Below are 14,260 nucleotides of genomic sequence, written 5' to 3'. Positions count from 1 at the left end.
TCTCCTTGGAGAAGGTCCGCACAAAGCAAGCGTGGCGGATGGCCAGCGATGGCCGTCCGCCACGCCGCGTATCGCACGAACACGGCACACCTGACGGGCACTCAAACCCTAAGCCGCGTCAACCGCGGTGACACATCGCCGGCTCCCGCTTCCAGATTCGACCCATTCCAACGTGTGGTTGAGATGCACCTGATCGAACGTGCATTCCGCCAGATTTACGACTACAGCGCCGCCTTGAGATAGCGGGCGGTGAGACTGCCTTCCGCTTCCGCAACGACGCCAGGGACGCCGCTGGCAACGATACGGCCCCCATCTTCCCCGGCCCCCGGTCCCAGGTCGATGATCCAGTCCGCCTGTGTGATGGCGCGCATGTCATGTTCGACGACTACGACGGTATTGCCGGCGTCTACGAGGCCCTGCAGGTGTTGCATGAGCCGGTCGCCATCGGAGGGGTGAAGCCCCGAAGTTGGCTCGTCGAGGATGTAGATCGTGTTGCCGCGTTGAGCGCGTTGCAGTTCAGTCGCCAGCTTGATGCGCTGCGCCTCCCCGCCAGACAGCTCGGTCGCCGGCTGACCGAGCCTCAGATAGCCAAGACCGATCTCCCGCAACACGTCGAGGGAGCGCATCACAGATGCCTCGCCAGCGAAGAAATCGCACGCATCGTCGACCGTCAGTTCGAGCACCTGGGCGATATTGCGCCCGTTCCATTCGACTTCGAGCGTTTGCGGGTTGTAGCGAGAGCCATGACAGGTCGAGCAGGGGGCAAAAACGCTCGGCAGGAACAGCAGCTCCACCATGACGTATCCCTCGCCCTCGCACACAGGGCAGCGGCCTTGCGCGACGTTGAACGAGAACCTTCCCGGGCTGTAGTGCCGCCGGCGGGCGAGCGGCGTATCAGCGAATATCCGTCGCACATGGTCGAACATGCCGCTGTAGGTGGATAGGTTCGAGCGCGGCGTGCGGCCGATCGGTTTCTGATCGACCCGGACCAGCCTGCGAACATGCTCCATGCCTGCGACAATGCGTCCTTCAGTGTCGTTCTGCGCAACATCGAGCAGCGGGTCGATATCCTCCTCCTCGGCCACGGGGGAGCCGCCGAGGTGTTCCGTGACGAGCTCGGGCAGCGCCTGACTGACAAGACTGGATTTACCCGATCCCGAAACGCCGGTGACAGCGGTGAAGCAGCCGATGGGAAACTCGACGTCGAGACCATGGAGATTGTTCCGTCTGATCCCTTCCAGGCGTAGCCATGCCTTGGGATCGCGCGGTGTGCGCTCACTGCGGAGCGGCTCTGCGAACAGGTAGCGGCGGGTGATCGAATTCTCGACGTCGGCAAGCCCCTCTATCGGCCCGCTGTAGAGGACTTCACCGCCCTTTTCCCCGGCTCCTGGCCCGACATCGACGAGCCATTCCGCGCGGCGGATCACGTCGAGATCATGTTCGACGACGAACAGGGAGTTGCCCGCCGCCTTGAGACGCTCGAGGATGGTGAGCAAGGCTTCGCCATCTGCCGGGTGCAACCCTGCCGAAGGCTCGTCAAGCACATAGACCACGCCGAAAAGCTGTGACGACAATTGCGTGGCAAGCCGCAAGCGCTGCAGCTCTCCGGAGGAGAGCGTCGGCGTGCTGCGGTCGAGCGAAATGTAGCCAAGGCCAAGATCGATGAGCGGCTCTAGCCGCTCGATCAATTCGCAGGCAAGGCGTTGGGCGGCGATCCGCTTCTCGTCGGAGAGATTGGGCGTGCGGCGTACGTCGGGCGCGCTCTTGTGCGCCGAGCCGCCCGCCGCAACCCGTTGTTCGACCGCTGCATCGCGGGCCGCTTTTTCCAGAACATGGCCCTTTGAGGGGGCGGAGACCGCCCCATACGCGCCATGCGCGACGGGGATCAGCAAGTCTTTCAGCTTGAGCACCGTCAGGTCGCCGAACTCGGCAATGTCGAGGCCGGCGAATTTGACCGACAGGGCTTCGCGCTTCAGGCGCTTGCCGTCGCAGGTCGGGCAATCGCGGCCGATGATATATTGCGAGACGCGCTTCTTCATCAGCGCGCTTTTCGTGTTGGCGAAGGTCTCCAGCACATAGCGGCGGGCGCCGGTGAAGGTGCCCTGATAGCTCGGTTCCATGCGGCGCTTCAGCGCCACGCGGGTCTGTTCGGGCGTCAGACCCGCATAGACCGGCACCGTCGGCGCCTCTTCAGTGAAGAGGATCCAGTCGCGATCCTTTTTCGGCAGGTCGCGCCACGGCGTATCGACGTCATAGCCGAGTGACACGAGGATATCGCGCAGGTTCTGGCCATGCCATGCCGCCGGCCAGGCGGCGACTGCGCGTTCCCGGATCGTCAGCGTGTCGTCGGGCACCATCGTTTCTTCGGTCGCGTCATAGACGCGCCCGATGCCGTGACAGGTCGGGCAGGCCCCCGCGACCGTGTTGGGGGAGAAATCCTCCGCATAGAGCATCGGCTGATGGCGCGGATATTCGCCGACGCGCGAATAGAGCATCCGCACCAGGCTGGAGAGCGTCGTCACGCTGCCGACCGAGGATCGCGCGTTGGCCGAGCCGCGCTGCTGCTGCAACGCGACCGCAGGCGGCAAACCGTCGATCGCGTCGACCTCCGGCACGCCGGCCTGGTCGATCAGGCGACGGGCATAGGGCGCAACCGATTCCAGATAACGCCGCTGGGCTTCGGCATAAAGGGTGCCGAACGCGAGCGATGACTTGCCCGAGCCCGATATGCCGGTGAACACCACGAAGGCGTCGCGCGGTACATCGACGTCAATATTTTTGAGGTTATTCTGGCGCGCGCCGCGAACCTGCACGCAAGCGGGCGGCCCCGTATGCCCATGATCGGTGGCCGGCGTCGTCGCGTGAATATCCTTGCTCTTCAATTCAGTCTTCCTGCCCTATACGCCCGTGCGGCCCGTGGTTCATCACAGCCGGGTAACAGATGAATGCATTTCCGACTCAATACATCCAACGGCCAGGCTGGCCCGATGTTCGGTACCTTTGAAATATTTTTCCAGCATTAGACCAAAACCATTTTCCCGTTGGGTCGCGCGACGAGGCCAGACACACTCCGCTGGTAAGCGCCTGGGCCAGGCGGCCCTGGTCCGTGTCGCTATCGGCATGTAACGACCGCACTTCGGCGCTTGTTACCGCATCGCGACGCGTTGCCCATTTGCCAGAGCGCGCTTCATCATGGCAGGGGTCGGGACATGATGACGGCCGAGTTGTCGATCCGAGCGCCTCGCGCCGCTTCGGATCGGCGGGTCAGTAGTGAATGACCGTGCGGATCGACTTGCCTTCGTGCATCAGTGCGAAGCCCTCGTTGATCTCCTCCAAACCCATCGTGTGGGTTACGAATGGGGCCAGATCGATATCGCCTCTCATCGCGTCCTCGACCATGCCGTCAACTCCTCGCCCGGTTCCGGTCGGTCGCTTGTGGAGTGGCTACGCAGAAGCCGCTGTGCCGACCTATTCGTGCGAATCCGGCAAACCTCTCGGCTAGCCTGGACCGCAGAATACACTCCATCATGGTGGAGAAGCTCCAAGTTGATACTGATGTCGTTTGGGTCAAAGATGTCGTCGAAGGTCACAACAGACTGCGAAAGGCCTCGACATCACGAAAATTTTATTGATTAGAATTTCACCAATGTTTTCAATACCTCGAGATTTGTTCGGTCTACGGATCGGTTTCCTATCGATGTCGAACAAAAAATCCAAAACATTCAATGTTCTGGTCCGGCTTCAGTAATCGAGTGGGAATAACTGGAGGCCGAAGGCGCTTTCGACCTGGTTCCGAAGAGGCCTTTAAGCTTTTGATAGCCTTGTAAACTTCGTCTATTCTGCAGAAGCCCCTAGAGGGTATTCCTCTGTTGTATTGGACTGGCCTGTGGTAAGCCACTTCCATGATATAGCAGACTCGGACCTGTCGCTCTGGGCTCACGTACGCCAGATGTCAGTCAGCATTTCCAAGAAATGCTCTGCACTGGGAGACAGGGTCGCGCCGCGTCGCCGAACGATCCCGATCGGCCTGGAAATGATCGGATCGACGATTGCACGGGTGACCAGTATCGGGTGTTCCGCCTGGGGGGTTGCAAGCCGTGGCAGCACCGAGATGCCCAGCCCCGCCTCGACCAGTCCCAACGAGGTGGACAGGTGGGTCACCTCATAGAACCAGTTGAGCTTGATATTGGCCTTGGCCAAGGCGGAGTCGAGCAGCACGCGGTTCCCGCTTGAGCGATACACAGTGATGAGCCGGTGATTGACCAACTGCGGCCAGTGAATGTTGTCGTAGGCTGCAAGCGCGTGATCTCTGCGACAGGCGAGAACGAACGGGTCGTCGAGCAGGGTGTCGAAGCTCAGGTCCGGATCAGAAGCCCCCATCAGATTGATCCCGAACTCGACCTCCCCCCGCGCCACAGCCTGCACGCCTTCATTCGCGGGCAGGTCGAGAATGCGAATTCGAATGTGAGGGAACTCGTCGTTGAACCGCTTGATGACCGTCGGCAGGAAATAGAAGGCGGCGGTGGGCAGGCAGGCGATCGTCACCTGACCCGTTCGCTGAGGCCCCAGCTCCCGAACGGCGAACAGAGACGAGTCAAACTCTTCGATCATTCGCCTCATCAACGGCAGCAGTTCGGTGCCGACCGCCGTGAGAGCCACATTTCGTGTGGTTCGTTCCAGGATCGGGGCGCCGATCGAGGCTTCAAGCTTTTGTATCCGGCGGCTCAACGCCGGTTGAGACAGGTTCAGCGACCGCGCCGCCTTATGGAAGCTGCGCATATCGACCACCGCGAGGAAAGCGCGGATGTCCAGCAGTTCACAATTGATAGCCATGACGCATGAGTAGCTCCGAATAACGCATTTTACAAATCAATACGACTGATGCGAATTGCGTCTCAACGAAACAAACTATTCCGGTTTGTGCATCAGTTGATTTGTGTCTTGTCCAACGATCTCGACAGCATCCCGTGCGTGCTCATGCGAGGGGGTACCTCCAAAGGTCCCTTTTTCCTCGCAAGCGACCTGCCGTCCGACGCCAAGGATCGCGACGCCGCCCTGATGGCGGTCATGGGTTCGGGACATCCGCTGCAGATCGACGGGATCGGCGGTGGAAACCCGCTGACCAGCAAGGTCGCTATCGTGTCTCGCTCGACCCACGAGCGCGCGGATGTCGACTACCTGTTCGCGCAGGTCCGTGTGGACGAACAGATCGTCGATCTGACACCGAACTGCGGAAACATGCTGGCCGCGGTCGGTCCCTTCGCCATTGAGGCCGGTCTCGTCTCGCCGACGGAGGGTGAAACGCGGGTCGTGATCTACAATGTGAATACCGACAAGCTGATTGAGGCCCACGTCCCGACAGAAGCTGGCCGGGTCACCTATCTCGGCGACGCCGAGATCGCGGGAGCGCCCGGGACGGCCGCGCCGATCTCTCTGTCTTTCGCCGATGCCGCCGGCACCCTGACGGGCAAGCTGCTGCCCACGGGACTGACCAGCGAAACCGTAGACGGTGTGCGGATCAGCTGCTTCGACTGTGCGATTCCCATGGTGTTGATCAACGCAAGCGACCTTGGCGTCACCGGCGGAGAAACCCCTGCGCAACTCGACTCCGACCCGGATTTCATGGCGCGGCTTGAGACGATCAGGCTCGTCGCGGCGGATCGGATGGGTATCGCCAACGCCAGCGGACGCGTGGTTCCGAAGCCTGTCCTGGTGTCTGCGCCTTCAGACGGCGGCACGATCCGGGCGCGCTATTTCATGCCGCACTCGTGTCACACCGCCCTGGCCACCACCGGCGCCGTGGGCATCGCTACAGCGTGCGCAACTCCGGGCACCGTCGCCGCAGATCTGGTCGGGCGGATCGAGACACCCTCGGTCGTCACCATCGAACATCCGAGCGGCACGCTGGAAGTCAGCCTTACACGCGATGAGCGCGGTGAGATCGTCGCCGGCCTGGTCCGCACAGCCCGCCGCCTGTTTGAGGGCCGCGTATTCCTGAAACCTCTGTCGCATGGACAGGAGAACTGGACCGCCGCCGCCTAAGGCGACATCCCAAGACCAAGAGCGCCGCAAAGGCGACATCAACCATAGGGACTGAAACGAGGAAGAGATGCGTAAACTGATCCTGGCGGCCGTCTGCGCCGTAGCCTTTGCATCCGCAGGCTGTTCTAAAACCGATGGCCCGGCGGGCGAGGTCGCCACCGTGCGCATGAGCGTGGGCTCCTACAACCTCAACAATCTTCCGTTCTTCGTGGCGGCCGCCAAAGGCTACTTCAAGGACGAGGGGCTGGACGTCCGCACAGAGAATTTCGCCCAGGGCGGTTCCAAAGTGCTGCAGGCGCTGGTCGCGGGTTCGACCGACGTGGCGGTCGGCTTCTACGATCACACCATTCAGTTGCAGCCTAAGAACAAGGATGTGGTGGGCTTCGTCGTCCTGTCGCGCAACTCCGGCCTGGTGCTGGCGGGCGGCAAGAATTCGACCTTCGATCCGGCTAGGCCGGAGACCATTCGCGGCGCCAAGATCGGCATCACCGCGCCAGGCTCGTCGTCGGACTTTTTCGTCCGGTACTACCTCCAGCGCCACAACATCCCTCAGGATTCCGTGTCTCTGATCGGCGTCGGATCCGGCGCCGCCGCCGTGGCTGCGCTCGAGCAGGGCAATATCGATCTGTTGGTGAACTACGATCCGGCCGCGACGCTGATCGAGGAAAAGGGCATCGGCCGCATCCTGATCGACGCCCGCAGCGATGAAGGCGCGCGCGAAGTGTACGGCGGCATCTACCCCACGTCGGTGCTCTACGCTGAGCAGCGCTTCATCGACGCCAATCCCAAGACGGTCGAGAAGATCACTCGCGCCGAACTCCGGGCCCTGCAGTTCATCCGCGATCACTCCGCGGAAGAGATCGTCGCCAGCCTGCCCTCGGACTTCATTTCCGGCGACAAGGCGACCTACACGCTGGCTGTTGAGAAGGCCAAGGCGATCTTCTCCGCCGATGGCCGGTTCAACGCGACGGACGTTCAGACGCCCCTGCGTGTGCTGTCGGCATTCAATCCCGACGTTAAGGGCGCGAATGTCGATCTGACCAAGACCTACACCAACGCCTTTGTCGATCGCGCCGCCGCCTCTCCGGCCGCGGCGGGCCGACCTTGAGTTCAACCCCAGTTAAACAGAAAGGGCCGGGAATGGCTTCCGCTGTACTGAAGATGCCGACGCCGATCCGACCGGCTAAGCATCCCAAACCGATGGTCTGCATCGACGACGTCACCATGGCGTTCGGTGATTTCGTCGCCACGGAAAACGTCAACATCACGGTAGCCGACGGCGAGTTCGTCTCGGTCGTCGGTCCGACGGGGTGCGGCAAAAGCACCATCCTGAATGCGGTCGCTGGCCTTTTGAAACCGGCGAAGGGCTCTGTGACCATCGACGGTCAGCCGGTTTCGGGAATTCAGGGCGACATCGGCTATCTGTTCCAGCAGGAGGCGCTGCTGCCCTGGAAGACGGCCTTCGAGAACGTCGAGCTGGGGCTCAAATTCCGGTCTGACATCTCCAAAGCCGAACGTGCCGAGAAGGTCGACGCGTGGTTGGCCAAGGTGGGTCTGGCCGGATTTGGAAAACGCTATCCGCACCAGTTGTCCGGCGGCCAGCGCAAGCGCGTTCAGATGGCCCAGGCCCTGATCACCGAACCCAAGGTGATCCTGATGGACGAACCCTTTTCGGCTTTGGACATCCACACCCGCCACCTGATGCAGAACGAGCTTTTGCGGCTTTGGCAGGAAGATCGGCGCGCAGTGATCATGATCACTCACGATCTGGACGAGGCCATCGCCTTGGGCGACCGCGTCGTCGTCCTGGCCTCCGGTCCACGCAGCAGTGTGGTCGAGAGCTTCCCGGTCGATCTGGAGCGGCCGCGCGATGTGGCCGAAATCAAGCTCGATCAACGATTCACAGATCTGTACCGCGACATCTGGGCCTGCCTGCGCGGCGAAGTGGAGAAAAGCTATGCACGTCCTGAAAAATGAACGCGCGATGCAGATCGCCCTGGCGATCTTCATCTTCGGCGGATGGCAGCTTGGGGTGATGACGGGCGTCATCGACAAGTTCTTCTTCCCCGCTCCCAGCGATATCGGCCTCCAAATCTGGAACTGGGTGTCCGATCCCAGCTTCTTCCACCACGTCGTCATCACACTGACCGAGACGGTGTTGGGCTACATCATCGGCACGATGCTTGGTGTCGCCGCTGGCGTCTGGTTGGGGCTCAGCCCGATGGCCGCCCGGATTCTTGATCCCTTCATCAAGGGTTTCAACGCCATCCCGCGCGTGGTCTTGGCGCCGATCTTCGTGCTGTGGCTGGGCTTGGGTCTGTGGTCCAAGGTCGCCTTGGCGGTGACGCTCGTCTTCTTCATCACCTTCTTCAACGCCATGCAGGGCGTGCGTGAGGTTAACCCGGCCGTTCTGGCCAACGCCCGCATCCTGGGCGCCAAACGTTCGGATCTGCTGGTTCACGTCTACTTCCCGGCGGCGGCGAGCTGGATCCTGTCGTCCCTGCGGACCTCCGTCGGCTTTGCGGTCGTCGGCGCCATCATCGGCGAATATCTCGGCGCGTCGGCCGGACTTGGGTATCTGATTGCTCAGGCCGAGGGCAACTTCAACTCAGTGGGCGTCTTCGCCGGCATCATCATCCTGGCCGTTTTCGTCCTCTTCATTGACCGACTGCTGGACGTTGCTGAAAACCGCCTGATCACGTGGCGGCCGCGCGCAGACGCCAAGCCCGCCACTCTCTGACGACGACCCCGCCCGGGCGCCACCCCGGGCGGGATCCATGACGGACATGCCCGCAGCGAATGCGACGGGCCTGTTCGCGGAATTTCCAAGAATAATGACGGCCCCCTCGACCGCCTCTTCGGTCGATCGAGAGCCTGCGCCCTGGGAGGAGCAACCATGTTCAAGAGCACTCTAATCGTGTCCGTCGCCGCCTCTGCTCTGGCGACAGCGTCGGGCGCCCATGCCCAGTCGGTCAACGAGGCGGATCTCGCAGCGATCGTCCAGGCCCAGGCGCGAACCATCGCCGCGTTGGAGGCGCGGCTGGACGCCTTGGAATCCAAGCCGCAGCCTGCACCGGCGCCCGCAGCTGTTGCGACGCCTCCCGCCCCGCAAGTCGCCGCCGCGGCGCCACCGCGTCCGGACCTTCGGATCGATTGGAGCAAGGGCGCGCCAGAGTTTGCACAAGGCGGCGCATCGTTTCGCCTACGTGGACGGGTGCAGGTCGATGCATCAAACACGTCGGGATCGGACTTCGCCGATCGCAATATTTCCGGCACCGAACTTCGCGCGATCCGGCTGGGCGCCGAGGGCGCCATTTCACCCAATGTTCGCTATGCCGTGGAAGCTGAGTTGACGGACAACGTCGTCAGTGTGCGTTCCGCCAATATCGAGCTGCTCAAGAAATTCGGCGACGTTGAGGGGTCGCTCACCATCGGTCAGAGGCTGAACGACCGGAGTCTGGATGGGGCGTCGGGCGTCATCTCGGTTCCGTTCGTCGAACGAAACGCAGTCGGAACGGCCATCGGCGCCCAGAAGGGATCCTTCGGCGTAGGGCTTACAGGCCGCCTGACAGGCTCCAACTGGCACATGACGGCGGCGATCACCGGCGAGGATCTGTCCAATGCCGGGGACAACAACGACACCTTCACCGTCACCACTCGCGCCCACTGGAATCCGGTCAAGACATCTGACGTCATCCTGCATCTTGGCGGTTGGGCCTTTTATGAAAACTATCCCCGAACGCTCAACTCAATCTCGCGCAACGCCTATATCGCCGGTCATTTCAATGATCTGGTCCGCAGTTCGAGCGGCGCGCTCGTGGCGCCCGAGCGTGGATCGGCCTACGGAGTGGAAGCCGGGGCTTTCGGGCGCGCCTGGATCTACGCCGAAGCTGGCCGCCGCACGGTTGAAGGTGGGCCTGTAACCGGTCGCTACGCTGTCGACCAAAACGCCTGGTCCTTGGCGGGCGGCTGGTTCCTCACGCCAGATAAGGCGGGATATTCAGCCAAGACCGGCGCCTGGTCGCGCACGACTGTGCACTCGCCCGTGACGGAGGGCGGAACCGGCGCGTGGGAAGTTCTGGCGCGCTATGATGCCTACGATTTCACCGACGCACCGACTGGCGGGGATGCCACGGCAGTGACGCTCGGCGTGAACTGGTATTGGACGAGCCAACTCCGCTTCATGCTGAACGCCACCCGGTGGGAAACAGACAACCGGACCGGCGCCTTCCAAGGCGCGGACACGGGGACCACAGTCGTTGTGAGGTCCGCGCTGAGTTTCTAAATCGCCTATTACATTCCTGAGCATCAATGTCGTGTCTGCGTTTGCTCAAGCGGATGGTCCGATGGGCTAGACCGGTTGATCGTGTCGACAGAAGGTCGGCATTCGCCTGGTCTGCTCGTGGCAATCTTCGACGCATGATGTGTCAGGCTTGGGAGACTTTCGACATCGCTTTCGGATCGCCCGCTAAGCTAAAGGCTTAGGCCAGCTTCAGATCATCCTCGAAAGGACGTCTGTGTCGCGGCCTCGATCAAAAAAGCGATGCTTGATGACGGCGAGGACATGCAGGCTGATCAGCGCCAGCAGCGTGTAGGCTGTAGTCTTGTGGGCCCATGCGAAAATCGCAAAGGCCTTGTCGTTCTTTCCGAGCAGTTCCGGGAGATCAAAGAAGAAGAAGGGGACGCCGTCGCTCTGAGAGTATGAACTGGACATCGCATAACCCATCAGAGGGACAATTATGCCCAGCGCTAGCATGAGCCGTTGTGTCGCAACGGACAGGGCCGCCTCCCAAGGCTTCAGATCGGCTGGGTGAGGCGGAAGGGCGGATCGTAACCGCACAATTACCGCGATGAGCCCCACGACAAAGGCCAGAACACCAAATTCCTTATGGACAGGATACATCCAATCGAACTTGGCGGCGGTGTCGTCCGAAAGGGTTGTCATGCTCCATCCGAGCAGGATCAGACCCAGGATCAATATCGCCCGTATCCAATGCAATGCGCGCATCGGGCGGGAGTAACGTTGGTGTGTCACCGGTGGGCGGCCTTTGATGTGGGTCGAGCGCCGTTGGAAGGGCGGACTGGGGGTGAGCAGAGCCTCAGACTGTGCGCTTGGGACCTTGCGATCTGGTGGACAGATGGCTGAGGAGAGGTGGAGATGAGAGGGGCGCTATCAACGGGGCGCCGCTCAGCGGGGCGCCAGCGGATCATGAAGGCCTGGAAGATCGAGGCTGAAATCCAGGCCTGACCGGTCATTGCGGTCACAGAACGCAAACCCGCCGTGGGCTTCGGCGATGGCCCGCACGACCATGAGCCCAAGCCCGCTGCCGTCGCGCCCCTCGCTCATTCGGAAATAGGGATCGAACAGGCGCGGTGCGATGTCGGCGGCAAGGCCGGGACCGGCGTCGCTGACAGATATCCGGGCCACGCCCTGGATGACGTCGGTCCTGATAATCAAGGGACCGGCCTGCGCTTCGGCGTGCTTGATGGCGTTGTCGATGAGCGCGAGGATGGCCTGGCGAAGACGGGCCGCATCCCCGACCGTTTGGGCCGGCGAGAGCCGCCACTCCACCGTGAAGCCGGCCTCGGCGAGCAGCGGGGTCACCGCGGGCCGGAGCGCCGTGACGGCGGCGGCGAGATCGAGCGGTTCGGTGTGGAGCATCAGTTTCTGGGCGCCCGCCAGGCTGACGACGCGCAAATCCTCGATCAGACGCCCGAGGCTCGCCGCCTGATCCCTCAAACTGGCCAACAGTGGCCCGTCGAGCTTCAAGAGGCCGTCGCTCGCGGCGCTGAGTTGACCGATCAGGATCGTCACCGGCGTACGAAGTTCATGGGCGATCGAGGCGTTCCACAAGGTGATGTCGTTCGAGACCGCCTCCACCCGCGCCGCCATGGCGTTGAAATCGGCAACCAGCGCCTCGGCCTCTGCGGCCGACCCCGGTTCGGCGCGGGCGCGCGCACCGAGATCGCCTTCCTGGATTTGACGGGCCGTCGTCGCCAGAGAGGTGAGCGGTTGAAGCAAACGCCGCGTGAACATCACCGAGACGACGGCGGACAGGGACAGACCGAGCAGGATGAGGGCGCATAGGATGATCGAGTCGATCGGGTACCAGGCTCCACCGGTCTGGTCCGCGAGCCACTCCGGCTTCTGTGAGGCGATCAGAGCATAGATGAAATAGGCCCCGACCGAGGTCAGAAGGCCGCCAGCGAGAGAGACGCCGGTCATATAGAGACTGACCTTGGTGGCGAGACTGTTAAACCTCATGACAAGGAGGGCTCCAGCAGATAGCCCACCCCGCGCACAACTTGCAGCATCCCGTCGCAGTCCACCGTTCGCAACTTGCGGCGCAGCTTGCTCATGTGGCTATCAACCGTCTTCTCCAAGGCGTCTTGGCCCGGCAGACAGGCGTCGACCAGGGTGCTGCGCGAGGCGACCCGCCCCGGGGGGCGAGCCAGATAGGAGAGCAGCCGGAACTCGGTCAGGGTGAGGTCCAGTCCCGTGCGGACGCCCTCTCGGGCGACGTAGACGCGGTGGGCGTCGAAATCGATCTCCAGCTTGCCCAGCCTGACCACGCCCGGCGGCGATCGCGTCGCGCTTCGGCGGAGAAGGGCCTGCACGCGCGCAACCACTTCCAGCGGATTGAACGGTTTGACGACATAGTCGTCGGCGCCGATCCGCAGGGCCTGAAGCTTGTCGATGTCCTGGTCGAGGGCTGTGATCATGATCACGGGCGTATCCGCGTGGTGACGCAGATCGCCGAGGACTTCCCAGCCGGTTTTTCGCGGCAGGCCGACATCCAATAGGACCAAATCAGGTCGCAGACTGGTGTGCAGATCCACCGCAGTCTGGCCATCCCGCGCTGTGATCGTGCGAAAGCCTTCTCGCACAAGGTAGAGCTCCAAAACCTCTGCGATCTTGGGTTCGTCTTCGGCGATAAGCACCAGAGCGTTCATCGTAGGCCTCCTGCGTTTCGCGTCGCATGCCAGGCGCCGCAAGGAAAGCGTGGGGCCGCATCGTCCACCATTCGTGCATCAAGCGTCCACCATCACGCAGGGCGTTGGTGCGACAGCCCGCAAGCGGCGCGGCCGCGATCGTGGAGCTTTTCGTGACGAAACCTACCGATATCCTGCTGACCGGTCTTTTGTGCGCCGTGACCCTCGCCGGATGCGGCAAGCCTGAACAGGCGCCTTCGACAGCCCCTGTTCAGGTGTCGATAGCGACCGCCGTCAACGGACCGGTGGCGATGACCGATGAGCTGCCCGGCCGGGTGGTGGCGTTGCGCACAGCCGAAATCAGACCCCAGGTCGGGGGGATCATCCAGAAGCGTCTCTTTGCGGAGGGCGCGACCGTGCGGGCGGGGCAACCTCTGTTCCAGATCAACACGGCGCCGTTCCAAGCCGACGCTAACGCGGCCGCCGCCGCCCTTCAGCGCGCGCTGGCCGTCCGAGATCGCGCGCGGCTTCAGGTCGATCGCCTCAAGCCGCTGATTGAGACCGAAGCGGTCAGCCGCCAAACGGTCGACGACGCCGCATCGACTCTGGCACAAGCGCAGGCGGACGTGGCGGCGGCGCAGGCTACCCTGGCGCGCCGCCGCCTGGATCTGAGGTTTGCGACCATCACCGCGCCGATCGCGGGACGGATCGGCGCGGCGGCGATCAGCGAGGGCGCGCTCGTCAATGTGGGCGACACGACGGCCTTGGCTTCGATCCAACAGATCGGCCAAGTCTACATCGACGTGCGTCAGCCTGCGACCCGGCTGACGGGCCTGAGCGAAGAGGCGATGCGTTCGGCGCCCGTCACCGTCCTGGACGCAGACGGACCGCCCACGGGGTTGATGGGCAGGCTGATGTTCTCGGAGCGTCGGGTCGATCCGGCCACCGGCGATGTGACCGTCCGTGTGCTCGTTGACAATCCGTCCGGCCAGCTCCTGCCCGGCATGTTCGTTCGCGTGGGCCTGCCGCGCGGGCCCGCGCAGCTGCTGCCTCGCGTCCCGCAACAGGCTGTCTTTCACGCTGGCCCTCAAGCTCAGGTCATGGTGTTCGCCGGCGACGGCCGGGTGCAGACCCGAAATGTCCGGCTCGGGGAGGTGATCGACAACAACTACGTCATCCTTTCTGGCGTCAGCCCGGGTGACCGTGTGGTCGTGGAAGGGCGCGACCGTGTCCGGCCCGATGTCAAGGTCCAGGCCACGGCCTGGCGCAAACCTGTTCGCTGATC

Annotated in this window: 12 protein-coding genes; 6 read left to right on the top strand and 6 right to left on the bottom strand. The window is 62.7% G+C overall.

Going from position 1 to position 14,260, the window contains the following annotated elements:
• Positions 1 to 221: 221 nt before the first annotated feature.
• The 3 genes from DT343_RS17880 to DT343_RS07160 all read right to left on the bottom strand — a co-directional run bounded on the left by DT343_RS17880 (position 222) and on the right by DT343_RS07160 (position 4,833).
• A complete protein-coding gene (locus DT343_RS17880) occupies positions 222 to 2,882 on the bottom strand; it encodes an excinuclease ABC subunit UvrA (protein ID WP_269465529.1) in 2,661 nt (886 codons plus the stop codon).
• A 382-nt stretch (positions 2,883 to 3,264) separates the two neighbouring features.
• Positions 3,265 to 3,399, bottom strand: a complete 135-nt coding sequence (locus tag DT343_RS07165) for a hypothetical protein (RefSeq protein WP_439897218.1) — start codon at positions 3,397 to 3,399, stop codon at positions 3,265 to 3,267.
• A gap of 537 nt (positions 3,400 to 3,936) precedes the next feature.
• Positions 3,937 to 4,833: a LysR family transcriptional regulator gene (locus tag DT343_RS07160; RefSeq protein WP_017505538.1), complete on the bottom strand. Its 897-nt coding sequence runs from the start codon at positions 4,831 to 4,833 to the stop codon at positions 3,937 to 3,939.
• Positions 4,834 to 4,881: 48 nt separating this feature from the next.
• On the opposite strand from DT343_RS07160, the gene DT343_RS07155 reads away from it, so the two are divergent.
• From DT343_RS07155 to DT343_RS07135, 5 genes are all read left to right on the top strand, one after another.
• The gene (locus tag DT343_RS07155) at positions 4,882 to 6,042 is read left to right on the top strand and encodes a 4-oxalomesaconate tautomerase (RefSeq protein ID WP_112862293.1); all 1,161 of its coding nucleotides are present in this window, start codon (positions 4,882 to 4,884) and stop codon (positions 6,040 to 6,042) included.
• Positions 6,043 to 6,109: 67 nt separating this feature from the next.
• Positions 6,110 to 7,150: an ABC transporter substrate-binding protein gene (locus DT343_RS07150; protein ID WP_112862292.1), complete on the top strand. Its 1,041-nt coding sequence runs from the start codon at positions 6,110 to 6,112 to the stop codon at positions 7,148 to 7,150.
• A 32-nt stretch (positions 7,151 to 7,182) separates the two neighbouring features.
• Positions 7,183 to 8,019, top strand: coding sequence for an ABC transporter ATP-binding protein (locus DT343_RS07145; RefSeq protein WP_112862291.1), 837 nt, complete (start codon positions 7,183 to 7,185; stop codon positions 8,017 to 8,019).
• Positions 8,000 to 8,782: an ABC transporter permease gene (locus tag DT343_RS07140; protein ID WP_112862290.1), complete on the top strand. Its 783-nt coding sequence runs from the start codon at positions 8,000 to 8,002 to the stop codon at positions 8,780 to 8,782. Before DT343_RS07145 ends, DT343_RS07140 begins: the two co-directional genes overlap by 20 nt.
• Positions 8,783 to 8,938: 156 nt before the next feature.
• Positions 8,939 to 10,327, top strand: a complete 1,389-nt coding sequence (locus DT343_RS07135; RefSeq protein WP_112862289.1) for an OprO/OprP family phosphate-selective porin — start codon at positions 8,939 to 8,941, stop codon at positions 10,325 to 10,327.
• Between the two features lie 207 nt (positions 10,328 to 10,534).
• On the opposite strand, the gene DT343_RS07130 is transcribed toward DT343_RS07135, so the two are convergent.
• The 3 genes from DT343_RS07130 to DT343_RS07120 form a co-directional block, all read right to left on the bottom strand.
• Positions 10,535 to 11,077 carry a cytochrome b gene (locus DT343_RS07130; RefSeq protein WP_258522519.1) on the bottom strand — a complete coding sequence of 181 codons (543 nt, stop codon included), beginning with the start codon at positions 11,075 to 11,077 and terminating at the stop codon, positions 10,535 to 10,537.
• 153 nt (positions 11,078 to 11,230) lie between these two features.
• A complete protein-coding gene (locus DT343_RS07125) occupies positions 11,231 to 12,307 on the bottom strand; it encodes an ATP-binding protein (protein ID WP_112862288.1) in 1,077 nt (358 codons plus the stop codon).
• Complete coding sequence (locus tag DT343_RS07120) at positions 12,304 to 12,996, bottom strand: response regulator (protein WP_112862287.1); 693 nt, start codon at positions 12,994 to 12,996, stop codon at positions 12,304 to 12,306. The genes DT343_RS07125 and DT343_RS07120 overlap by 4 nt, the downstream gene beginning before the upstream one ends.
• A gap of 152 nt (positions 12,997 to 13,148) precedes the next feature.
• Here DT343_RS07120 and DT343_RS07115 point away from each other — a divergent pair, with 152 nt between their 5' ends.
• Positions 13,149 to 14,258, top strand: a complete 1,110-nt coding sequence (locus DT343_RS07115; RefSeq protein ID WP_258522518.1) for an efflux RND transporter periplasmic adaptor subunit — start codon at positions 13,149 to 13,151, stop codon at positions 14,256 to 14,258.
• Positions 14,259 to 14,260 lie beyond the last annotated feature (2 nt).

The organism is Brevundimonas vesicularis (genome assembly GCF_900445985.1).
GTDB lineage: Bacteria > Pseudomonadota > Alphaproteobacteria > Caulobacterales > Caulobacteraceae > Brevundimonas > Brevundimonas vesicularis_D.
The sequence above is the reverse complement of the archived record's forward strand: the minus strand, read 5'-3'. Positions and strand labels throughout refer to the sequence as shown.

Excerpts from the sequence above, each read along its gene's own strand:
- DT343_RS07165 (WP_439897218.1), bottom strand. The coding sequence starts at position 3,399 with ATGGTCGAGGACGCGATGAGAGGCGATATCGATCTGGCCCCATTCGTA.
- DT343_RS07160 (WP_017505538.1), bottom strand. The coding sequence starts at position 4,833 with ATGGCTATCAATTGTGAACTGCTGGACATCCGCGCTTTCCTCGCGGTG.
- DT343_RS07155 (WP_112862293.1), top strand. The coding sequence starts at position 4,882 with ATGCGAATTGCGTCTCAACGAAACAAACTATTCCGGTTTGTGCATCAG.
- DT343_RS07150 (WP_112862292.1), top strand. The coding sequence starts at position 6,110 with ATGCGTAAACTGATCCTGGCGGCCGTCTGCGCCGTAGCCTTTGCATCC.
- DT343_RS07145 (WP_112862291.1), top strand. The coding sequence starts at position 7,183 with ATGGCTTCCGCTGTACTGAAGATGCCGACGCCGATCCGACCGGCTAAG.
- DT343_RS07140 (WP_112862290.1), top strand. The coding sequence starts at position 8,000 with ATGCACGTCCTGAAAAATGAACGCGCGATGCAGATCGCCCTGGCGATC.
- DT343_RS07135 (WP_112862289.1), top strand. The coding sequence starts at position 8,939 with ATGTTCAAGAGCACTCTAATCGTGTCCGTCGCCGCCTCTGCTCTGGCG.
- DT343_RS07125 (WP_112862288.1), bottom strand. The coding sequence starts at position 12,307 with ATGAGGTTTAACAGTCTCGCCACCAAGGTCAGTCTCTATATGACCGGC.
- DT343_RS07120 (WP_112862287.1), bottom strand. The coding sequence starts at position 12,996 with ATGAACGCTCTGGTGCTTATCGCCGAAGACGAACCCAAGATCGCAGAG.